This window comes from Coprococcus sp. AF99-45 (assembly GCF_027663865.1).
Taxonomy (GTDB): Bacteria; Bacillota; Clostridia; order Lachnospirales; family Lachnospiraceae; genus Allocoprococcus; species Allocoprococcus comes.
The window spans coordinates 134,544-158,086 of record NZ_JAQDGZ010000001.1; the positions used below are offsets into that span (position 1 = coordinate 134,544).

General features: G+C 43.8%; 18 protein-coding genes and 1 tRNA gene. 18 read left to right on the forward strand and 1 reads right to left on the reverse strand.

Annotated features, from left to right (window positions below):
* Positions 1–136: 136 nt before the first annotated feature.
* The 13 genes from PGR14_RS00660 (at position 137) to PGR14_RS00720 (ending at position 13,682) form a co-directional block, all read left to right on the forward strand.
* Complete coding sequence (locus PGR14_RS00660) at positions 137–1,015, forward strand: shikimate dehydrogenase (RefSeq protein WP_055260593.1); 879 nt, start codon at positions 137–139, stop codon at positions 1,013–1,015.
* Between the two features lie 72 nt (positions 1,016–1,087).
* Positions 1,088–2,302, forward strand: a complete 1,215-nt coding sequence (locus PGR14_RS00665) for an MFS transporter (RefSeq protein ID WP_008375049.1) — start codon at positions 1,088–1,090, stop codon at positions 2,300–2,302.
* An 18-nt stretch (positions 2,303–2,320) separates the two neighbouring features.
* Complete coding sequence (gene aroD, locus PGR14_RS00670) at positions 2,321–3,085, forward strand: type I 3-dehydroquinate dehydratase (protein WP_055260594.1); 765 nt, start codon at positions 2,321–2,323, stop codon at positions 3,083–3,085.
* A 283-nt stretch (positions 3,086–3,368) separates the two neighbouring features.
* The gene (locus PGR14_RS00675; protein ID WP_022220386.1) at positions 3,369–3,884 is read left to right on the forward strand and encodes a TRAP transporter small permease; all 516 of its coding nucleotides are present in this window, start codon (positions 3,369–3,371) and stop codon (positions 3,882–3,884) included.
* The gene (locus tag PGR14_RS00680; RefSeq protein WP_055260595.1) at positions 3,869–5,158 is read left to right on the forward strand and encodes a TRAP transporter large permease; all 1,290 of its coding nucleotides are present in this window, start codon (positions 3,869–3,871) and stop codon (positions 5,156–5,158) included. The genes PGR14_RS00675 and PGR14_RS00680 overlap by 16 nt, the downstream gene beginning before the upstream one ends.
* A gap of 11 nt (positions 5,159–5,169) precedes the next feature.
* A complete protein-coding gene (locus PGR14_RS00685) occupies positions 5,170–6,177 on the forward strand; it encodes a TRAP transporter substrate-binding protein (RefSeq protein WP_055260596.1) in 1,008 nt (335 codons plus the stop codon).
* A gap of 142 nt (positions 6,178–6,319) precedes the next feature.
* Positions 6,320–6,877, forward strand: a complete 558-nt coding sequence (efp, locus tag PGR14_RS00690; protein WP_022220387.1) for an elongation factor P — start codon at positions 6,320–6,322, stop codon at positions 6,875–6,877.
* 251 nt (positions 6,878–7,128) lie between these two features.
* Entirely contained in the window at positions 7,129–7,962 is an 834-nt protein-coding gene (locus PGR14_RS00695) for a DUF5688 family protein (RefSeq protein WP_055260597.1), read from the forward strand.
* Positions 7,963–7,977: 15 nt separating this feature from the next.
* Complete coding sequence (locus PGR14_RS00700; protein WP_055260598.1) at positions 7,978–8,355, forward strand: PBECR2 nuclease fold domain-containing protein; 378 nt, start codon at positions 7,978–7,980, stop codon at positions 8,353–8,355.
* A gap of 347 nt (positions 8,356–8,702) precedes the next feature.
* Positions 8,703–9,416, forward strand: coding sequence for a response regulator transcription factor (locus tag PGR14_RS00705; protein WP_008375063.1), 714 nt, complete (start codon positions 8,703–8,705; stop codon positions 9,414–9,416).
* Positions 9,406–10,563, forward strand: a complete 1,158-nt coding sequence (locus PGR14_RS00710) for a sensor histidine kinase (RefSeq protein ID WP_055260599.1) — start codon at positions 9,406–9,408, stop codon at positions 10,561–10,563. The genes PGR14_RS00705 and PGR14_RS00710 overlap by 11 nt, the downstream gene beginning before the upstream one ends.
* A gap of 69 nt (positions 10,564–10,632) precedes the next feature.
* The gene (locus tag PGR14_RS00715) at positions 10,633–11,298 is read left to right on the forward strand and encodes an ABC transporter ATP-binding protein (protein ID WP_055260600.1); all 666 of its coding nucleotides are present in this window, start codon (positions 10,633–10,635) and stop codon (positions 11,296–11,298) included.
* A complete protein-coding gene (locus PGR14_RS00720) occupies positions 11,295–13,682 on the forward strand; it encodes an ABC transporter permease (RefSeq protein WP_055260601.1) in 2,388 nt (795 codons plus the stop codon). Before PGR14_RS00715 ends, PGR14_RS00720 begins: the two co-directional genes overlap by 4 nt.
* A 198-nt stretch (positions 13,683–13,880) precedes the next feature.
* Here the strand turns inward: PGR14_RS00720 and PGR14_RS00725 are convergent.
* Positions 13,881–13,952 (reverse strand) — tRNA-Arg (locus tag PGR14_RS00725).
* A 258-nt stretch (positions 13,953–14,210) separates the two neighbouring features.
* Between PGR14_RS00725 and PGR14_RS00730 the strand changes: the two genes are divergently transcribed.
* The 5 genes from PGR14_RS00730 (at position 14,211) to gltB (ending at position 23,532) form a co-directional block, all read left to right on the forward strand.
* Entirely contained in the window at positions 14,211–14,834 is a 624-nt protein-coding gene (locus tag PGR14_RS00730; RefSeq protein ID WP_055260602.1) for a hypothetical protein, read from the forward strand.
* A 252-nt stretch (positions 14,835–15,086) separates the two neighbouring features.
* Complete coding sequence (argS, locus tag PGR14_RS00735; protein WP_055260708.1) at positions 15,087–16,853, forward strand: arginine--tRNA ligase; 1,767 nt, start codon at positions 15,087–15,089, stop codon at positions 16,851–16,853.
* A gap of 51 nt (positions 16,854–16,904) precedes the next feature.
* Positions 16,905–18,050 (forward strand): alanyl-tRNA editing protein, encoded by a 1,146-nt coding sequence (locus PGR14_RS00740; protein WP_022219956.1) that lies wholly within the window; start codon positions 16,905–16,907, stop codon positions 18,048–18,050.
* Positions 18,051–18,069: 19 nt separating this feature from the next.
* Entirely contained in the window at positions 18,070–18,849 is a 780-nt protein-coding gene (locus tag PGR14_RS00745; RefSeq protein WP_055155607.1) for a CPBP family intramembrane glutamic endopeptidase, read from the forward strand.
* 147 nt (positions 18,850–18,996) lie between these two features.
* Complete coding sequence (gene gltB, locus PGR14_RS00750) at positions 18,997–23,532, forward strand: glutamate synthase large subunit (RefSeq protein WP_055155606.1); 4,536 nt, start codon at positions 18,997–18,999, stop codon at positions 23,530–23,532.
* The last annotated feature ends 11 nt before the right edge of the window (positions 23,533–23,543 follow it).

The following is a 23,543-nucleotide window of genomic DNA, read 5'->3' on the forward strand; positions in this document are numbered from 1 at the left end:
GTATTTGAACTATCAAATGATATCGTCTATAATTTAACTATCAAGAGGTTGTTTAAAAATTAACAAAAATTGGGCAAACGTTAAAAACATTCTCAAAGAAATAAATTTCGATGGAAGAAGAAAAGGAGAACAAATCATGGCAGAGAGAATTACAGGACACACAGAACTTATCGGACTTATGGCTTATCCAATCAGACATTCAAGCTCACCGGCAATGCATAATGAAGCATTTGCTTACCTTGGATTGGATTATGCTTACCTTGCATTTGAAGTTGACAACAGCACACTGGAAGATGCAGTAAAAGGACTTCGTGCTCTGAAAATGGTAGGATCTAACGTGTCTATGCCAAATAAAACAGTTGTTGGACAGTATCTGGACAAATTATCTCCGGCAGCAGAGCTTTGTGGAGCAGTTAACACAATCGTAAATGAAGATGGTGTTTTAACGGGACACATCACAGACGGCATCGGATTCATGCAGGCATTAAGAGATAACGATATCGATGTGATCGGAAAGAAGATGACAATCGCAGGCGCAGGCGGAGCTGCTACAGCAATTGAAATCCAGGCTGCACTTGACGGTGTAAAAGAAATTTCTATTTTCAATATTCATGATAAATTCTGGGCAAACGCTGAAGAAACAGTAAGAAAGATCAATGAAAAGACAAATTGCAAAGCTACTCTTTACGATCTGGATGACAAAGAAAAATTAAGAGAAGAAATGAACGATTCATACATCTTCGTAAACGGAACAGGTGTTGGTATGAAACCACTGGAAGGAATGTCAGTTGTACCGGATAAATCATTCTTCCGTCCGGAACTTATTGTTATTGATGTTCCTTACTCACCACTGGAAACAAAGATGCGTTCTATGGCAAAAGAAGTTGGATGTAAGACAATGAACGGTCTTGGAATGATGTTATTCCAGGGAGCAGCAGCATTCAAACTCTGGACAGGAAAAGAAATGCCGATCGAACACATGAAAGAAGTATTAAACATCAGATACGATGATTAATACCCGGCAGGCTTGTATTGAATTTAAGAAGAAATCGAAAAAATTTGAAAAACAGGAATGTGAGGAAAAGAGATGAATAAGAAATACATACCCAGCGCCCTGATCCTTTATTTAAACTACTTTATCCATGGTGTCGGATGTTCCATCCTTGGACAGGCAGTCATCAAGGAAGCACTTGCCGCTTCCTGGGGCGTAGAAGTTATGGCAATCACTGCAATTTCAGCAGCACTCGGACTTGGACGTCTGATCGCGCTTCCGTTCGCCGGACCGCTTTCTGACAAACTCGGACGTCGTATTTCAACAGCGATCGGTAGTGGATCCTATGCAATCTACCTGATCGGACTTGCACTTGCATTTAATGCAGGAACAAATGGTGGATACCAGATCGCATATATCTGTGCAATCGTTGGTGGTATCGCAAACTCTTTCCTGGATACAGGAATTTACCCGGCTGTTTCAGAAATCATTTACAAAGCACCGGGCGTTGCAACTATGGGAATCAAATTCTTTATTTCTGTATCGCAGATGCTTTTACCGTTCGTACTTGGTGTAACTGTCGCTACAACAGCAACAGGAGCAACCTCTTACAACACACTGTTCTATGCATGTGGAATCGCTTATCTTGTACTTCTGGTACTGGTTATGATCTTCCCACTCCCGGATACAGATCAGAAAGCAGCGGGAAAGAAAGAAGGCCTGATCGACAGCTTAAAGCATACCCATTTCTCTGTAGAATCCATCGCAATGATCCTGATCGGATTCACATGTACAGGTACCTTCCAGTTATGGCTGAACTGTGCACAGAACTTTGCAAAAGAGAATGTTGGCTGGGCTGATCCGTCCATCATGCAGACATACTATTCAGCAGGAACAATGCTTGCACTCGTTGTAACTGCACTTTTAACAAGAAAGATCAAAGACGTAAGATTTATCCTGGGATACCCGGTAATCTGTCTTGTAACAATGATCGCTGTTCTGGTTGGAAAGAGCCAGACACTTATGATTGCAGGTGCATTCCTGATCGGATGGGCAGGAGCAGGCGGACTTCTTCAGATCGCAACTTCTGTATGCAACATGCTTTTCCCGAAGATCAAAGGAACTGTAACAGCACTTGTTATGATCGCATCTTCCCTGTGTAACTACACCATCCTTACAGCAGCATCCAAAATGCAGCCGTCACAGGTTATGGTTATGAATATCGTTCTTACAGCAGTTGGAGTCCTTCTTGGATTATTTGTAAACTTACGTTATACTAAGATGGTAGAACAGGCTCAGGCTGACAACTAGAAAAAGGAGAAAACAGACATGAGTAAATATGTAGAAGTTCGTGGCGTTAAGATCGGTGAAGGAGTACCGAAAATCTGTGTACCGATCGTCGGAAAGACAAAAGAAGAAATTCTTGCAGCAGCAAGATCTTTTGAGGATGTTGCGCTTGATGTTGTAGAATGGCGTGTAGACTGGTTCGAAGGTGTATTTGACTTCGCACAGGTTGAAGATGTATTAAAAGACCTTCGTCCGGCACTTGGCGAAACTCCGATTCTTTTCACATTCCGTACTTCTAAAGAAGGCGGCGAAAAAGCAATCGAAGCTGACACATATGCAGAGCTGAACAAGAAAGCTGCAGCAACAGGACTGGTTGACCTTGTGGATGTAGAAGCATTTACAGGGGACGAAGTTGTAAAAGATATCATCGAAGGCGCGCATGCACACGGCGTAAAAGTCGTTGCATCCAACCATGACTTCGATAAGACACCGGACAAAGACGATATCGTAGGACGCCTTGTGAAAATGCAGGAACTCGGCGCAGATATACCGAAAATTGCAGTAATGCCACAGTGCAAAAAGGATGTACTTACACTTCTTGAAGCAACACGTGAAATGGCAGAAGAACATGCAGACCGTCCGATCATTACAATGTCTATGGCAGGTACCGGACTGATCAGTCGCCTGTGCGGTGAAGTATTCGGTTCAGCACTTACTTTCGGGGCAGTAGGAAAAGCTTCTGCACCTGGACAGATGAATGCATCAGATTTAAGAGAAATCCTGACTCTGATCGATAAGAGCATCTAGTGAAGAAACATCCGGAGAAGTCCTGTGGCGGATCCGTTATGTTTAACCTGAATGAAGAGTGAAAAAGGCAGGATAAAGACCCGCAGTCATACCGGGGATTCCGGTGGATTGCGGGCCTTTATCATATTCTGGTTTTGTTAAAAAACTAACCGATTTCTGAAAGTGAAAAAATTATAGAAAATTTTGCTATTTAAAGAGATAAAAGCAAATAGAAAAAAATAGACAAATTCTTCGGTAATTGATATCATTTTTGTATGATTACATGAATGGAGGGCAAATGCGAATGAAGAAAACAGTAATCTGGCTGGATAACTATCTGGAAGAATTTTTTATGGTGATAAGCCTGATCCTGATGACAGTGATCATGGGGATCCAGGTGTTTTCCAGATATGTACTCGGCTCAGCGCCGTCCTGGTCGGAGGAGATTACCCGTTACCTGTTTGTATGGTCGGGATTTTTGAGCGTCAGCTATTGCACAAAAAAATGTATTTCCATTAAGATCGAACAGTTTGTGTCAATTTTCCCACGAAGAGGGAAGGCACTTTTTAAACTGGTCAACCATACCTTTGAACTGATGGTATTTCTTTACCTGATACCGTTTGCGTTTAAGTATATGATGTCAGCAGTAGAGAGCGGACAGGTAAGTCCGGCGTGCCACATCCCGATGTATTATGTGCAGGCAGCACCGCTTGCAAGTTTTATCCTGGTAGCGATCCGTATTATCCAGCGATGGTTTGCAGAATTAAAAGTAGTAAGAGAAAAAGATGAGAAAGGAGAAAAAGCATGCCGGCAGCAGTAGTATTTATCTTATTTGTAATCTGTCTGATCATTGCCATTCCGGTATCAATCGCGCTTACGATCGCATCGGTCCTTCCGGGTGCTTTTGATCCATCCTTCACAGCCAGCGGACAGTTTGTGATCCGTTCTATGCTGGGAGGAATTGACAGCTTTCCGCTCCTTGCGGTTCCGATGTTCGTACTTTCCGGAATCATCATGGCAAGAGGCGGCATTTCCAAAAAATTATTTGATGTATTTTCCTATTTTCTTGGAAATCTGACAGCGGGTCTGCCGTGCGCGGTCATTGTAACCTGTCTGTTTTATGGTGCAATCTCAGGCTCCGGACCGGCGACGGTTGCAGCAGTCGGAAGTATGACGATCCCGATTCTGATCGAGCTTGGATACGATAAGGATTTTTCCGCGGCGATCGTAGCCGTGGCAGGTGGTCTTGGAGTTATTATTCCACCAAGTATTCCGTTTATCATGTTCGGAAGTGCTTCCGGTGAATCAGTAAGTGACCTGTTTATCGCAGGGATCATTCCGGGACTTCTGATCGGCGGACTTCTGATGGTTTATGCAGTTTATTACTGTAAAAAGAATGGAGAGGACAAAGAAAAGATCCAGAAAGTAGTCGGAGAACTTCATGAGAAAGGACTTCTGAAGGTTTTAAAAGAAAGCTTCTGGGCACTTTTGAGTCCGGTTATCATTCTGGGATGCATCTATTCCGGAATCGCATCGCCGACAGAAGCGGCAGTCATTTCGGTGTTTTACGCACTGATCGTCAGCCTGTTTATTTATAAGACGATGACATTTAAAGATATCTGGCCGGCACTGGTGGAAGGCGTGCGCACCTATGCACCGATCATGTTTATCCTTGCAGCATCGATTGCATTTTCAAGAGTTCTGACTCTGATGCAGATCCCACAGATGGTAAGCACCTGGATCCTGACGCACTTTACCAATAAGATCGTCCTGCTTCTGGTGATCAATGTATTCCTTCTGATCGTGGGAATGGTCATGGATACAACACCGGCAATCTTGATCCTGACACCGATCCTTCTGCCGATCGTAACAGCAGTCGGCATGAATCCGATCCACTTTGGAATCATGATGGTTGTCAACCTTGCAATCGGATTTGTAACACCGCCGATCGGAGTCAATCTGTTTGTGGCAAGCTCGCTTACAGATATCCCGATCATGCGGATTTCCAAACATGCGATGCCAATGATCGGCTACTTCCTTGTTGCACTTTTGTTAATTACATTTATCCCGGCGATCAGCCTGGCACTGATATAGGAGGTAGCAGCATGAAGAAAGCAGTAAGAATGGCGGTAGCGGCAGGAATGTGTGCGGCACTTGCACTTAGTGCGGGGTGTCAGAAAAAGACGGTTGCGGATGATGAGGTACAGCGATATGCATGGCCGCTTGCAACGGCGAGTCCGGAGGATACCGTAACACAGATCTATGCAGAAAAATTTGCGGAAGAAGTAGAAGAATTAAGTGATGGCAAGATGAAGATCCAGGTCTATCCGAACGGTACGATCGGAGGGGACAGGGAGCTTCTGGAGAGCTGTAAGGATGGGGATATTCCGTTTGTGATCCAGAATACCGCACCGCAGGTAACTTTCATGCCGGATCTTGCGGTGTTTGATATTCCGTGCCGATTCAGTACGATTGATGAAGTACGTGAAAAGGTAGATGATCCGGAATTCTATGGACTTCTGGAGAATGTCTATGAGAATGGCGGATATAAGCTCCTTGGCTATGCAGACCAGGGATTCCGTGTTATGTCAACGAATAAAATGGTCGAATCATTGGCTGATTTTAAAGGACAGAAGATCCGTACCATGGAGAATTCCTACCATATGGATTTCTGGAAAAAACTGAAAGCATCTCCGACACCGATGAGTTTCAGTGAGGTGTATATCGGGCTGCAGCAGGGAACCATTGATGCCCAGGAAAATCCATACGAGGTTATCGTATCTAACAAGCTTTATGAACAGCAGGATTATGTGGTGGAAACCAATCATCTGCCGCATCTGATCTCTCTGATCGTCAGTGATGAATTTTTTCAGGATCTGCCGGAAGATAAGCAGGCAATCCTTGTAGAAGCTGCTGAGATCGCCAAAGAAGAGGCTCGCCAGGCATCGGATGACCGGATTGCAGACAAGATCAAAGTAATTGAGGACAGTGGAACACAGATTGTTACACTTAGTGATGAACTGAGAGCAGAAATCCGTGAGGCAGTGCAGCCGGTTTACGATGAAATCGAGAAAAATGTGGATAAAAAACTCTATAATGCCTATATGAAATAGCAAAAAAATACGGAAAATCAGGGGAATCTGTAATTGATTGAAATTTTTTGTTGAAAAATAGAGTTTTTTATTATAGAATTATAAGTAATGTATATAAAAAGTAAAAGGAATGCCCCAGGGCATATATAAGGAGGATATTACAATGATTTCAGCAGGCGATTTTAGAAATGGTCTTACAGTACTGATCGAAGGTAACATTTATCAGATTCTGGAATTCCAGCATGTAAAACCGGGAAAGGGAGCAGCTTTCGTTAGAACAAAACTTAAAAACATCATCAGTGGTGGTGTAGTAGAAAAGACTTTCCGTCCGACAGAGAAATTCGATACCGCTCATATCGACAGAAAAGATATGCAGTATCTGTATTCTGATGGTGAACTCTATCACTTCATGGATGTTGAGACATTCGACCAGATCGCAGTTGATGGAGATACAGTAGGAGATTCCCTCAAGTTTGTAAAAGAGAACGAGATGGTTAAAGTATGTTCACATGAAGGTAACGTATTCTCAGTAGAGCCGCCAATCAGTGTGGAACTTGAAGTTACAGAGACAGAGCCGGGAGTAAAAGGTGATACAGCTACAGGTGCTACCAAACCGGCTATCGTTGAAACAGGAGCAAGTGTTCTTGTACCGCTTTTCGTTAACCAGGGTGACAAGATCAAAATTGATACCCGTACAGGAGAGTACAGCTCAAGAGCATAATCCTTTCGTCATAATTCACAAAATTAAGACAGAGATAAAAGCCGAAAGCAGAGGCAGGTCCTCATGCTTTCGGCTTTTTTGCATGTCAATGCCATTTTGGAGGGAAAAAGAATGTTCTTGTAATCTGAAAAAAGGGCAGATATAATTGGCAGTACACACCTGCTTGAATGCAGGTGATATTCAAATCATAAGCTGCCTTAAGATGGCAGAAAAGGTTTTTTGCGGCGCATGGCTTTCGGGAAGGAGAACGGATGAATTATACAGAATTTATGAATGCTATGTTATGCGAGATCAGAGGACAGGTAGATGCGCAGGTGAGGACGGAGTTGTACACCGTGACGAAGAATAATGGAACCAGAAGAACAGGGATTCTTTTTAAGCAGGAGGACAGCAACCTTGCACCGACGATCTATCTGGAGGAATTTTACCAGAAGTATCTGAAGGGGCAGCAGGTACCGGATCTGGCGGATTCCATTTGCAGTATTTATCAGGAGATACGGGTGAAGAAGACCTGTGATTGTCAGAATCTGTTTGATTTTAATCATGTAAAAGAGCATATCGTGTACAAGCTGATCCGGCGGGATGCCAACGAAGAACTGTTAAAGCAGATTCCTTATGAGCCGTTCCTGGATCTGGCAGTGGTCTATTATATCCAGATAGACAACACACGCTTTGGCTCGGCGGCGATCCAGATCCGCAACGAGCATCTGCGGTACTGGTGTGTGGAAAAGGAAGAAATCCGCCGTCTTGCCGAGAAGAATACACCGCGGATCTATCCGGTGCAGATCCGGCAGATTGTGCGCTTTATGTATGTGGCGACGAACGAGCAGTGCAGTCTGGGGGCAGCAGTGATGCGGTATCCGGATTTCCGGGAAAAGGTCAGGGGGATGATCAGAGGGGATTTCTATATCCTGCCAAGCAGTATCCATGAAGTGATACTGGTGCCGGAAAGCTTTGGACTGGAGCCGGAGCGGATGCAGGAAATGGTAAAAGAGATCAATCAGACCGGAGTGGCACCGGAGGAAGTACTTTCGGATTCCGTGTATTACTTTGATGGGGAGGAGATTCGGATCGTGGCGAAGTAGGGATAGATTATAAACGTGTATAGAGTAGGGAAAATTGACAGGGAAATATACCATTGTATAGCAGAGGATATAGTAACAGATGAAATTATTATAACTGTTGTGCAGATTATGCATATTCGGGAAAGACATCCCAATGATTATGAACTTTTTTCTACATACTTTGACAAGATAATACGGGATCCGGATTATATAATTGAAGCGAAGAAACCCAATACAGCGTTGATACTAAAAGAAATTAAGGACGTTAAAGAAGTATTTAAAATGGTTTTACGTTTGATTACATCAAAGGATAATCTGGACTACAAAAATTCAATTATCACATTTATGAAAATAGATGATAAGGAATGGAACAGGCTGCTGCGCAACAAGAAAATTCTTTACAAAAGAGAATAATATTGATATACTGAATGTAGAGAAAAATTCATTCATATGATTATCTAAGGTGGAAGATTTCGTGCGATCCACACGCCGATGGTATAGACAGGGGAAACCTGAGAGATGCAGGAGAAGCGCACGTCTGCTGGATAATCATTTGAAGAAGACTTAAAGAGGTGTCGCAGGTTTGCGGCACCTTTTTGTGTATACGATGAGCCAAGTGCAGATTTGTGCTTGCACAAGAATCTGTATTTTGCGAATGTACATCACCTGGCTGTTAAGCGAGATGGTGTACAAAGTATACGAATCAAGTAGGAGTCAGCTTACGTAATCATACAATAGAAATAAAGAAAGGAATTCCGAGCATGAACACAGAAATTTTAGTAATTGAAGATGACGACCTGGTAAGACAGGGAATCGTAGACATCCTGGAACTAAAGGGATGGAATGCGGTTGCAGCGAAGTCTTGTAGCGAAGCACTCGTAAGGATTCGAGGAGAAGAATATATGCTGTATGTACTGGATATGAAGCTGCCAGACGGGAACGGAATCATGCTCTGCAGGGAGATCCGCAGATATACAGACAATCCCATTCTTTTCTTATCAGCCTATGACAGTGAAGAATTTATCGTAGAAGGATTTGAAGCGGGAGCAAATGACTATGTGATCAAGCCTTTCCGCACATTTGAATTTATTGCGAGAATCAAGGCTTTGCTGCGACGTACCGGTATGCAAAACGGCAAGAAAGTGAAAAAAGGAATCAAAAGCGGAGAATATGAACTGGATTTGCAGAAGCAGATTTTGCAGAAGGATGGTGTCCGAATCGATCTTACAAGGACCGAATATCAGATTCTGTGCAGCCTTCTTGCAAACGCACCGAATCTTGTTGCGAGGGAGTTCCTGTTGGATACGATCTGGGATTTTAATGAAAATTATATCGATGACAATACTTTGTCTGTACATATGAACCGGCTGAGAAAGAAGCTGACTGCAGAAAATGAGCAGGATCCGATTGAGACAAAGCGTGGAGTTGGTTATGCATGGACGCTGAAAGCTGAGGATGTGTATGATGAGATCTGAGAGAAAGACGGAGAAATGGAGAATACCGGGAAAATGGACTCTGATTTTTCTTTTGATATTGCTGGCTTTTTATGGATACCAGAATATTCTTGCAGAAAATTATGAAAGACAGGTTGTTTCCTGGATCGGACAGACAGAAAAAGACAGAACGGTTTCTGCCTTTACAGAACCGGATGAAGAAGCATATCAGAAGGGCTGCGAGGCATTGAAAGAGGCAGGATATGAAGAAACAGGAAAAATCTGGCTGGAAAAGAGAATCCGAAGTTACGGAATAGGTGTGTTTGTGGCTGCGATCGGCATCATCTGCATTGTTGGTCTGCTGACAGAACTGCACATGGAGAAAAGACGGAAAAAAGCACTGGATAATCAATTGGAAGAAAAAGACAGGGAACTGGAAGCAAAGCTGGCGGAAGAAAAAGAATTTCTGCATCGTGACCGGCAGAAAATGGGGACTTACATGGAAAATATTTCCCATCAGCTAAAAACACCGATCGCGGGAACACTTCTGAATCTGGAGGTTCTTCTTGTGACAGAAGAGGATGAAAAACGGTATCAGAAGATGGAAGACTGTGTGAAAAAGGTGCAATGGATGTCCGATATGACGATCGTGCTTCTTAGGCTTGCGCAGATTGATTCCGGGAAAATCTGGATGAAGCGGAAAAAAGAAAATCTGACCGGACTGATCGAAGAATGTATAGACAGAACACAGCCTTTAGCGGAAGAAAAAGGAGTTGGATTTGAAATGGATGTTCCAAAAGAATGCCTGCTTTCCTGCGACGGATTTTGGCTGAAAGAGGCAATGGAAAATGTACTGAAAAATGCCGTAGAATATGCAGATACAGGAAGCCTGATTCAGATTCTGCTGAAAGAAGATACGGACTATTATAAGCTGTATATCACCAATCGGGGAAAACGGATTAAAGAAGAGAAAAGAGAGCTGATTTTTGACCGTTTCTACCAGATGGAACAGGGAAGTGGAATCGGAATTGGTCTGCATCTGGCAAAGGAAATTGTCACGCTCCATCAGGGAACACTGAAGGTTGTGGATCGAAGCGGCTTGGAGGAGGCGACAACCTTCCAGTTTATACTGCCGAAGATGATTGCAAAAGATCATGCACAGGAAGAAATAAATCTTACGATTTCGTAAGATTAGGGTAAGTGAATCGAAAGACTGATCTGATATAGTAAGACTAACAAATGAAGGAGGTGGCAGAAGATGAAAACCGTAATCAGACTGGACAAGGTAAGCAAAAGCTATATCCTTGGTGAAAAGAAAATCACAGCATTAAAGGAGTTTTCTTTTGAAGTGAAAAGCGGTGAATTTGTGGCAGTGATGGGACGAAGCGGATCCGGGAAATCTACTTTTCTTAAGATTGCAGGAACACTGGAAAAGCCAGATACCGGAGCAGTCTTCCTGAATGGAATACAGATTAACGGGCTTTCCCAAAAGAAGATCTGCAAGATCCGGCAGAAGAAAATCGGGTTTATTTTCCAACAGTATCAGTTACTGCCGGAGTATACGATCTGGGATAATGTATGCATGCCGCTTTATATCGCGCATACGGTACCGGATAAAGCTTATATCCGACAGCTTCTTGAAAAGGTCGGATTATGGGACAGGAACGGAGATTATCCGGATCAGTTATCTGGTGGAGAGCAGCAGAGAGTGGCAATTGCCCGTGCAATGGCAGCAAAGCCGGGAGTGATCCTTGCGGATGAACCGACCGGGAATCTGGACTATCAGACCGGACAGGAGATCATGAAACTGATCTGCGCATCCAGAGAGCTTTACCGTCAGACAATTGTCATGGTGACACATGATATGGACAGTGCCAATTATGCGGACAGGATTGTGTATATGGAAGATGGTGCATTGCGATGAAAAGACATGGAATTGAACGGGAACTCAGTATAAAAAGAATCCGCAGCCAGAAGAAATACAGTATCCTGATAGTCTCAGTCCTGCTTCTTACCTGCACACTGATTCAGATTGGTTTTCAGATGTCGGAAGGACTGAAAGCCGCATATATCGAGAATCGTAAAGCAGTATATGGGGAGTGGGAACAGGTATTTTTGGATATGGATGAAAGCTCGGTAAAAGTGGCAGAAGAGAATCCATTTCTTGCACAGACCGGGAAAATAAGTATCTATGGGGCGATCGCCGGAGATTATCTGGAAAACCGTCAGATGAATATCGGGACAATGGACGAGACGGCGTGGAAGCTTGGCAGACTGGAAATGAAAGAAGGACGCCTGCCGAAAAATGAGCATGAGATCGTAATGGAATACAGTACACTTCGCTCACTTGGATATGAGGAGATGCTTGGAAAAGAGATTACACTGGATATTACACCGGCGCTTTCCATTCTGGAGCAGGGGGAATCAAAAAGCTATTCGTATACTTTATGCGGGATCCTAAAAGATTATCAGATAAACTGGGAAATCTGCAACCGGCATCGGTTTCCAACTGGAATTGTGACACAGGAAGGCGGGAACAGGATCGGCTCTGTTCAGGATATGCATATGCTTGTAAAAGCGAAAGAAGGCAGTGAAAATGTTTATAAAGATCTGAAAGACAGCGAAGAACTTACCTGCGGCATGGATGACAATGTGGAACAGGACAAACTTTCTGATGTAAGTCTTCCATATATGGATTTTCTGGAAAATATCCGTTTGCTGATTGGTGGTGCGTCGATCTGTATCCTGTTTCTTACGGTATCGCGTTCGATTATCTCAAGAGAACAGTTCTGGAGGTTCCTGGATGCACTTGGAATGAGAAGAGGGCAGATGTACCAGATTATTTTCTGGGAAGCAGTTCTGTTTGGTGCAGGAGCTGTTATTGTTGGAAATCTTGCAGGGATTTGGATTTACCAGCTTGTTATACCTGCTTTTGAAAAGATAACCGAGCAGACATTACCACAGGCGATTGCATGGGAAGGAGTCCTTTTTGGAACTGGCTTCAGTATCTTATGTATTGCTGCAAGTTATGGACTCAGTGCAGTACAGCTTCGCATACTTCTGAAAGAAAAAAAGAAGAAAGTTCAGAAAAGAAGGGGAAAGTACAGGAAGATCGTAAGGTTTACGCCGGGGAGAGTTTTACTTCATAAATGGCAGATGCATCGTGTGCGTAAGAGTGTGGAAATCGTTCTTCTGGCAAGTGTTTTACTGGTTGTGGGATTTGGGAAGATGGAAATATCAACCAGACAGGAAGAACTGAAAGTATATCAAAGGCTGACAGGAAATGGATACTATTTGAGTACAATGGAGATTACGAATTCTCCGGGAATTTCCAGGCAGACAGTTGATAAACTGGAACAGGTTGCCGGAGTAACTTCTGTAGAACAATATCATAACAATGAAAAAGAGGAGTTCTGGATTGATCTGTCAGAATATGCTGAAAGCGAGTATTTTCAGAAAGTAGTCGAAACATTGGTGGCATATTTGAATGAGACATCAATAAAGGAAAAGATATCTATTGAGAAAGTAAGATTGTCTTTGCTTACAATAGACAGATGGCAGGATATACAGCGTTTTCTGAGAAATCTGGATGAAGGCAGCCTGACAAAAGAAGAATTTGAACAGGGAGATTTTTGCATTCTGGATCTTACAGAGTTGCAGGAATATGACGGGAAGTATCTGAGTGCATTCAGCCCGGACGGACAAGGAATATCAGAAGATACGGTACAGGTTGGTGATGAACTTCCGGTTTATACATTGAATGAGAATGGAAGTAGAAACGAAAATCCGATTCCAGTAACAGCGATTTTACGTGGCATGAAGGAAGAAGATGTGCGGAATCCACAGATAGGTGGATCTGGTATATCGATGATTGTTGGAAAGAATTTCTGGAAGAAATTTGGGAAAAGCAGAATTATGGAATATGATCAGATTGTAAAAATTCTGGTATCGGATGATGCGGATGCGTATGATACGGAAGGGCATATTCTAAGTATTTTAAAACAGGGAACAGCTGTAAATGTGCAGAATAACCATGAAGAGTATAAGAAAATACGTCAGGAATTATATTCCTTTATAGGAATGTACAGCATTTTTGCAGTGTTTTACATGATTCTGATTTCCATAGTTTTGTATCAGATGTTTCTTGCGGAGAAGCAGGAAGAAAAAAGAGAAGGGGAAATCTTACAGTCACTTGGAATGGAAGAAAAGTTCCTGAAGAAAATGCATCGGATAGAAGTTCTTTGGATGACGGGATGCGCAGGAGTGATTGGAGTTTTTACGTTATGGGGTGCTTGCCGACTGATATAGAGGAGGCTTTGAAGAAAGAATAAATTAGTTGAAAGCAGCCGGAAATGGCTGTAATATAGGCTGGATTTTTCTTGCTCATTATTGGTGTTCTGCTGATTCAGGCAAAGCGTATAGAAGCAAAAGAACGGATTCAGGTGGGAATTGGATTAGTGGCAATAAAAAAGACTGTCAAGCCATAAAAGCTTCACAGTCTTTTCACGTCCCTGATCAGAATCGAACTGACGCACCCGCCTCCGGAGGGCGGTGCTCTATCCACTGAGCTACAAGGACATTTACTAATATAGCACTTGCCCAGAAAAAAATCAAGAAGAAATTTCGAACAGGACAAGTAAAACGGGATGAACAGAATAGCAGCCGAAATACCATTTGAAAGTGATTTGATACACAGAGTGGGCATCAGCATAAAGCAATTTTAATGCAGAAAAAGAATAAATAATCGCTTCGACAAAACCAGTCAAAACAAGTCTTCCTTCGCTATTGACGCAAAAGCGGGCATTGCGTATGATAGGTGGCAAAGGAGGAAATGCCATGTCGGAAGAAAAAAGGATGCCCGTCCTTACAGGCCAAAAGAAGCAGATTTTCTACACTGGTCTTGTGTATCTGCTGGTTTGCTTTATGACGGCGGGAGTCACCGTTTTTCTTACGAAAGAGAAAAAAGATGAGGTAAAAGAAGTAAGTGCAGTTGTTACAGAAGAGCCAAAAGTAAATACCGGATATGCAGCGATGGAAACCAATCCACTTCTGGAGAACCGGGACGAAGAGCTTGCGAATGCAGTAGAAGCATATTATCAGGAACTTTCCGGAAAAGAAGCCTATGCCGAAGCATACGATGGGATTGCGATTTACACGAAAGACGGCAAAGCAAAAGGCAGCAGGATCCTGTATGTACGGTACAATATGAAGATCCGTGGAATTTATACTGAAGTACCGGGACTTGAAACCTTATATGCGGTCAAGGACAAAGATGGAAAATTCGATATTCAGGCAGAGATCTTTGACGAGCAGATTCAGACGATAATTGAAGAAGTTTCCGCACAGACAGATGTGCAGGAGCTGTTTGCACAGGTAGAAGCGGATTATGAACAGGCACTTGGTTCAGATGCAATGCTCGCACAGGCGGTGGAAGATCTGAAAAATGCAGTGGATCAGTAACACTGTAAATACAGCGAGCCAGTAACGTCTGAAAAAAGCGGTAAAGTCTATGAAAAAATGTTGTGCGTCAGCAGAAGTGGATGCTGTCTTGCCAAAAATTCATAAAGAATGCAGAATTTCAGGCAACATCCAGTCTCCGGATTGCGATTTTCTATTGCGCTTACATAAGGATTCAGATATAATAAATAAAGCGGCGCAGGCAAAGAGTCTGCGCTAACGTTTATGATGAAAAAGAGAGGAACGATCGATACTATGAAGAAGATCCTGGATCTGATTACAGAAGAAATGGAACAGGCATTTGCAGATGCCGGATACGAGAAAGAACTGGCGCGTGTTACACTTTCCAACCGCCCGGATTTATGTGAATATCAGTGCAATGGTGCGATGGCAGGTGCAAAAAAGTACCACAAAGCACCGATCATGATCGCAGAAGAAGTTGTGGCAAAGATTCCGGAGAACGGATATATCAGCGGAGCAGAAGCAGTTAAGCCAGGTTTCATCAACCTGAAGACCAACCCGGCAGCAGTCGCAGATTATCTGAACCAGATGGAAGCAGACGAAAAGCTCGGCGTGGAAGAAGTAGAGAATCCAAAGACAATCGTCATTGATTACGGCGGACCGAATGTGGCAAAACCGCTTCACGTCGGACATCTCCGCTCCGCGATCATCGGGGAAAGCGTAAAGAGAATCACCCGTTTTATGGGCAATAAAGTGGTTGGTGATATCCACCTTGGAGACTGGGGATATCAGATGGGACTGATCATCACAGAACTGAAGAAACGCCAGCCGGATCTTCCGTATTTTGATGATAATTTCACCGGAGAATATCCAAAAGAAGCACCATTTACCATCAGTGACCTGGAGGAAATCTATCCGGCAGCGTCCGCTTATGCAAAAGAGCATGATGATTACAGAGAAGAAGCACTGGATGCAACCTTCCAGCTGCAGAGCGGAAAGCGCGGTTACCGTGCAATCTGGGATCACATTATGAATGTGTCTGTGACAGACTTAAAGAAAAACTATGCGAACCTGAATGTTGAATTTGACCTCTGGAAAGGGGAATCTGACGCACAGAAATACATCCCGGATATGGTGGAAAGGCTGAAGAAGGAAGGCTATGCGCATATTGATAATGGAGCACTCGTGGTAGATGTCAAAGAAGAGACCGATACCAAAGAGATCCCACCGTGTATGATCCTGAAGTCCGACGGTGCAGCACTTTATGATACCACAGACCTTGCAACACTGGTAGAGCGTGAAGAACTGTTCCAGCCGAACGAAGTTATCTATGTAGTTGACAAACGTCAGGAACTGCATTTTGTACAGGTATTCCGCTGCGCGAAGAAGACCGGCATTGTAAAAGAGGATACAAAGCTTACTTTCCTTGGATTTGGTACGATGAACGGAAAAGACGGGAAACCGTTCAAGACCAGAGAAGGCGGCGTTATGCGTCTTGAGAACCTGATCCGCGAGATCACAGAAAAGATGTATGAAAAGATCACAGAGAACCGTACAGTATCGGAAGAAGAGGCAAAAGCAACAGCGAAGATGGTCGGAATGGCTGCGATCAAATACGGAGACCTCTCCAATCAGGCAGCAAAAGACTATGTATTCGATGTAGACAGATTCACTTCTTTTGAAGGAAATACAGGTCCGTACATCCTGTACACCATCGTTCGTATCAAATCCATCCTGAACAAGTACAAAGAATCAGGAAAGAGTATGGACGATATCAAGATCCTTTCGGCTACAAGTGAGAGCGAAAAGGCTCTGATGCTGGAAGCTGCGAAGTTTGGCAGTGTGATGGAGAATGTATACGAAGAACTTGCACCACACAAGATCTGCGCATATATTTATGATCTTGCAAATGCATTTAACCGTTTCTACCATGAGACAAAGATCCTGGCAGAAGAGGATGAACAGAAGCAGAAGAGCTACATTGCCCTTCTTACACTGACAAGAGACATTTTGACAACCTGCATCGATCTGCTTGGATTTGAAGCACCGGAAAGAATGTAAAAAGGCAGAAGCATCAGAAGTAATGACAATACGATAAAGAGGCGAGGACATATGACAGAGAAATTGTTTTACACAGACAGTCACCTGCAGGAATTTACTGCGGAGGTTGTGTCCTGCCGCCCGTGTGATAACGGATATGAGGCAGTTCTTTCAAGAACTGCCTTTTTTCCAGAAGGCGGCGGTCAGGCAGCAGATACCGGAGTGATTGACGGGATCAGAGTATATGATGTACAGGAAAAAGGAGAACAGATCTTTCACTATCTGGAAGGAGAACTGGAAGAAGGAAAGACCGTGACCGGTCAGATCGACTGGGACAAACGTTTTTCACGGATGCAGCAGCACAGCGGAGAACATATCGTATCGGGAATCGTTCATGCACGTTTTGGATATGATAATGTGGGATTCCATTTGAATGATGAGCTGTGCACTCTGGACTTAAGTGGTCCGCTCACGAAGGAGGAGCTTCGCGAGGTGGAAAATGCGGCAAATGAAGCGGTATTTGCAAATGTACCGGTTCAGATAAGTTATCCGTCCAAAGAAAAATTGAAGACGTTGGATTACCGCAGTAAGATAGAGATTGACGGACAGGTGCGTATCGTGACGATACCGGGATATGACGTGTGTGCCTGTTGTGCACCGCATGTGTATTTTACCGGAGAGATCGGTCTTATCAAACTGGTGCAGAGTCAGAATTATAAAGGCGGTATCCGGATCACTATGCTGTGCGGAAGAAGGGCACTGAAGGATTATCAGCAGAAAGAAGAAAGCGTGAAGGCGATCATGGGAAGCCTTTCAGCGAAGGAAGAATTGATTGCTGAAGCAGTTGAACGCGTAAAAGAGGAATGTACACAGCTGAAGAGTGAACTTGCAGAGACAAGATATCAGATTCTTGAAGCACAGGCAGAAAAAATTCCGGAGGGACAGAAAAAGGTCTGTATTTTTGATAGCAAATTAAGTGGGAATGAACCACGTGAGCTTATGAACCTTGTACTGAAAAAAGGAACAGAAGTATGTGCGGTATTTGCAGGAAACGAAGAGAGTGGATACCGTTATGTGATCGGCAGTGAGACAGAGGATGTGCGCCCGTACAGCAAGATCCTCAAAGAACAGTTTGACGGAAGAGGCGGTGGAAAACCGGTCATGGTACAGGGTTCTGTAAATGGAAGTGAAGAGGCAATTCGAAAAGTTTTTGAGTAAGAGAAGGCGGAGATGAAGAATGCGAGACAGGAAAACAGGGAGAATTATCTGGTATTTGTTCAGTGCGGTTCTGATCAAATGGGGTGTGGAGATCGCAGTAGCGACATTTGCACTTTCCTGCGGTCTGCGCAGCAATATGGGAATTGGGGCAGTCTCTTCGATCATCACGATCCCAATGATTGCGTGGATCTACCGGAAAGATCAGGGACGCTATGAAAAGCAGCAGGAATCCTGGTGGAAATATAAAGCGGCTTCCCGATATGGAATGTGGCTTGTTATGCTCGTCGGTGCAGTGACTGCGTGTGTGGCGATGAATGATATCGTCATGCTGATGAATATGCAGAGGATCAGCCAGATTTATCAGAGCACAGAGCAGATCATTTACAGTGCACCGCGTTGGCTTCAGCTGGCGGGAGCCGGGATTCTGGCTCCGGTCGCAGAAGAGCTTGTTTACCGCGGGATGATCTACCGGCGGATGCGCGAGAGCCTTACCGCTGTGCAGGCAGGTGTGTTTGTATCCATTTTGTTCGGTGTCGGTCATGGAAATCTGCCACAGGGACTTTATGCAATGGTACTCGGACTTCTGCTTGCTTGCATTTATGAGAAATTCCGGAATATTGCAGCTCCGATTCTGTTCCATATTGTTGTGAATATTACGTCATTATTGCTTTCGTGGTATGGGGGCTTTGAATGGATTCTGGGAACAGAGGGAAAAGCAGTTGGAATTACTGTACTGGCTACGTTGATTACTGTTATAATTTATGTAAAAATAAAAAATATAAGACAAGAAATACGATAATTAACTGAAAAATACTGAAAAAGTTTACAAAATAAATAATATCTGACAATTTCTGTAAAATTAGGGGTTTACTTTTGCAGACAAATGCTGTATAGTGTTAAATCATAAAAGCAACAACAAAACCGTTTTACAGAAAGGGCAGGTTATATGAGTGTAATACAACAAAATACAGAACAAGGCTTATACAGCCCTGATTTTGAGCATGACAACTGCGGTATCGGAGCTGTTGTGAACATCAAAGGGCAAAAGAGTCATGATACAGTCGCAAATGCGCTGAAAATCGTAGAAAATCTTGAACATAGAGCTGGCAAGGATGCCGAAGGGAAGACAGGAGACGGTGTAGGAATACTGTTACAGATTTCGCACAAGTTCTTTACAAATGTCTGTCGTCCCCTCGGCATCTTTTTAGGTTCTGAGAGAGATTACGGTGTGGGAATGTTTTTCTTCCCACAGGACGAACTGAAAAGGAATCAGGCAAAAAATATTTTCGAAGTTATTGTCGAAAAAGAAGGACTGAAATTCCTTGGATGGAGGGAAGTGCCGATCCGTAAAGAGATCCTTGGAAAGAAAGCACTCGAATGCATGCCGTGCATTATGCAGGGATTTATCGAACGACCGAAAAAAGTAAAACAAGGACTGGATTTTGACCGCAGACTTTATGTGGTAAGAAGAGTCTTTGAACAGAGCAGTGATGATACCTATGTAGCATCCCTGTCAAGCAGAACCATCGTGTACAAAGGAATGTTCCTTGTAAAACAGCTCCGGATGTTCTTTGAAGATCTGCAGAACCCGGATTATGAATCTGCAATTGCAGTTGTACATTCCAGATTCAGTACAAACACTAATCCAAGCTGGGAAAGAGCACATCCGAACCGTTTCATCGTACATAACGGAGAGATCAATACCATTCGCGGCAATGCAGATAAGATGCGGGCCAGAGAGGAAAACATGGAATCCGAGCATCTGGAAGGAGAGCTTTATAAAGTCCTTCCGGCAATCAATACCGCAGGTTCCGATTCTGCCATGCTGGATAACACGCTGGAATTCATGGTGATGAGTGGCATGCCGCTTCCGTTGGCAGTTATGATCACCATCCCGGAGCCATGGGCACAGAATGCAACGATGTCACAGAAAATCAAGGATTTCTATCAGTATTACGCAACGATGATGGAGCCATGGGACGGACCGGCATCCATCCTGTTCTCAGATGGAGATATTTTAGGAGCCGTACTTGACCGAAATGGACTCAGACCTTCCAGATATTACATCACAGATGATGACACACTGATCCTTTCTTCTGAGGTTGGTGTTCTGGATATCCCGCCGGAGAAGATCGTAGTCAAAGAAAGAATCCATCCAGGTAAGATGCTTCTTGTTGATACTGTTCAGGGGCGTGTCATCGACGACCAGGAACTGAAAGAAGAATATGCGGCAAGACAGCCTTATGGCGAATGGTTGAACAGTCAGTTGGTCAATTTAAGCGATTTAAAGATCCCGAATCAGAAAGTACCGCAGTATTCTAGAGAAGAATGCCAGAGACTGCAGAAAGCATTTGGATATTCTTACGAAGAAGTGAAGACTTCTATTTTAAATATGGCAATGAATGGAAGCGAAGGAATCGGAGCCATGGGTATCGATGCACCACTTGCCGTTCTTTCTGAGCAGCATCAGTCTTTGTTTGGATATTTTAAACAGTTATTTGCACAGGTAACGAACCCGCCGATCGACGCGATCCGTGAAAAAATCGTGACTTCGACAACGGTATATGTCGGAGAAGAAGGAAACCTTTTGGAACAGAAAGAGGAAAATTGTCATGTACTGAAGATCAATGATCCGATCCTGACAGATACCGATCTCCTGAAGATCCGTAACATGAAAGTCGACGGTTTCCGTGTGGCAGAAATTTCTACTACTTATTATAAAAACTCCAGCCTGGAAAAAGCGATCGATTATCTGTTTATCCAGGTAGACCGTGCAATCCGTGAAGGCATGAATATCCTGATCTTAAGTGACAGAGGTGTGGATGAATATCATATTGCGATCCCGTCCCTGCTTGCAACCTCAGCGGTTCATCAGCATCTGGTAAGAACTAAGAGAAGAACAGAGGTTGCCATGATCCTTGAGACCGGAGAACCAAGAGAAGTACATCATTTCGCAACGCTTTTGGGATATGGTGCATCTGCAATCAACCCGTATCTTGCACATGAATCGATCAAACAGTTGATCGATACAGATATGCTTCAGAAAGATTATTATGCAGCAGTCAATGACTATAATGAAGCTGTTATAAGCGGAATTGTCAAAATTGCATCGAAGATGGGAATTTCCACGATCCAGTCTTATCAGGGATCCATGATCTTTGAAGCGATTGGATTAAAACCGGAATTCATTGAAAAATATTTCACCGGAACTGTCAGCCGTGTCGGTGGTATCGGACTGGAAGAAATTGCAAAAGATTATATGGCAAGGCATTCCGAGGCCTTTGATCCGCTGGGACTTTCCGTAGATCTGACGTTGAACAGTGTGGGACAACACAAGTCGAAGAGCGGTGGTGAAAAGCATCTGTACAACCCGAGAACGATCCATATGCTCCAGCAGTCTACAAGGCGCGGGGATTATGAAATGTTCAAGCAGTACACGCAGATGGTTGATGAAGAATCCAAAGGAATCACACTCCGTGGACAGATGGACTTCAATTATCCAAAGAAAGGAGTTCCGCTTTCAGAAGTAGAGAGTGTGGATTCGATCGTGACCAGATTCAAGACCGGTGCAATGTCTTACGGATCAATTTCAAAGGAAGCACACGAAACCCTTGCCCTTGCAATGAATGCACTGCACGGTAAGTCAAACTCCGGTGAAGGCGGAGAGGATATCGAGCGCCTTGGAACCGACAGAGGTTCTGCGATCAAACAGGTTGCCAGTGGACGTTTTGGTGTTACAAGCAGATATCTTGTCAGTGCAAAAGAGATCCAGATCAAGATGGCGCAGGGAGCAAAACCTGGAGAAGGTGGACATCTGCCGGGGGGAAAGGTTTACCCTTGGGTAGCAAAAACCAGACATTCTACGCCGGGTGTGGGACTGATCTCACCGCCGCCGCATCACGATATTTACTCGATCGAAGATCTGGCACAGCTGATCTATGACTGTAAAAATGCAAACAAGGATGCAAGAATTTCTGTGAAACTGGTATCTGAAGCCGGTGTCGGAACGGTTGCAGCGGGTGTTGCAAAAGCAGGAGCCGGACTGGTTCTGATCTCCGGTTATGACGGAGGTACAGGAGCTGCACCGAGAAGTTCTATCCATAATACCGGACTTCCGTGGGAGCTTGGACTTTCTGAAACACATCAGACACTGATCCAGAACGGACTGAGAGAAAGAGTCCGTATCGAGACAGACGGTAAGCTGATGAGTGGTCGTGATGTGGCGATCGCAGCACTTCTCGGTGCAGAGGAATTTGGATTTGCGACGGCACCGCTTGTAACCATGGGGTGCGTAATGATGCGTGTATGTAACTTGGATACCTGTCCGGTCGGAATTGCAACCCAGAATCCGGAACTGAGAAAGAGATTTGCCGGAAAACCAGAATATGTCATCAATTTCATGCGTTTTATCGCGGAAGAATTAAGAGAATATATGGCAAAACTTGGCATTCGTACTGTAGATGAACTGGTGGGAAGGACAGACCTTCTGAAAGTGAGAGATGTGCCGACATCCAAACGTGCCGCAACACTGGATCTTTCCAGAATCCTCAATAATCCGTATGCAAAAGAGAAGAAAGGCATGATCTTCAATCCGAAGAAAGTCTTTGATTTTGAACTAAATAAAACACTGGATGAAAGAGTCCTGGTAAAGGAACTTCTTCCGTCACTGGAAAAGAAACAGAAGAGAATCCTGGAGCTGGATGTAAAAAATACAGACCGTACATTCGGCACAATCTTCGGTTCTGAGATTACAAGACGTTATCCGGACGGACTGGAAGAAGACAGCTATGTGTTGAAATGTAAGGGCGCAGGCGGACAGTCATTCGGAGCATTTATACCAAAAGGTCTGACACTGGAACTGACCGGTGACAGCAATGATTATTTTGGAAAAGGACTTTCCGGTGGTAAACTGATCGTTTATCCGCCGACTGGTGTGAAATTTAAAGCTGATGAAAATATTATTATTGGTAACGTAGCGCTTTATGGTGCAACAAGCGGAAAAGCCTATATCAATGGTGTGGCAGGCGAACGTTTCTGTGTCCGTAACTCCGGAGCAACAGCAGTTGTAGAAGGGGTCGGTGATCATGGATGCGAATATATGACTGGTGGACGGGTTGCAATTCTTGGCAAGACCGGAAAGAACTTTGCAGCAGGTATGAGTGGCGGTGTTGCCTACGTTCTGGATATGGACAGTGATCTTTATACAAAAGTCAACAAACAGATGGTTAATATCGAAAAAGTAACATCTAAGTTCGATGTATCTGAATTGAAAGGTATGATCGAAGAACATGTAGCAGCAACCAATTCCGAGACGGGAAAAGAAATCCTGGATCATTTCAAAGAATATCTGCCGAAGTTTAAGAAGATCATTCCGCGTGATTACGAGAGAATGCTGACCCGCATCCTTCAGCTGGAAGAAAAAGGTCTCAGCAGCGAACAGGCAAAAACCGAAGCATTTTATGCGATCAAAGAAGGAAGATAGGAGGCCAAAAA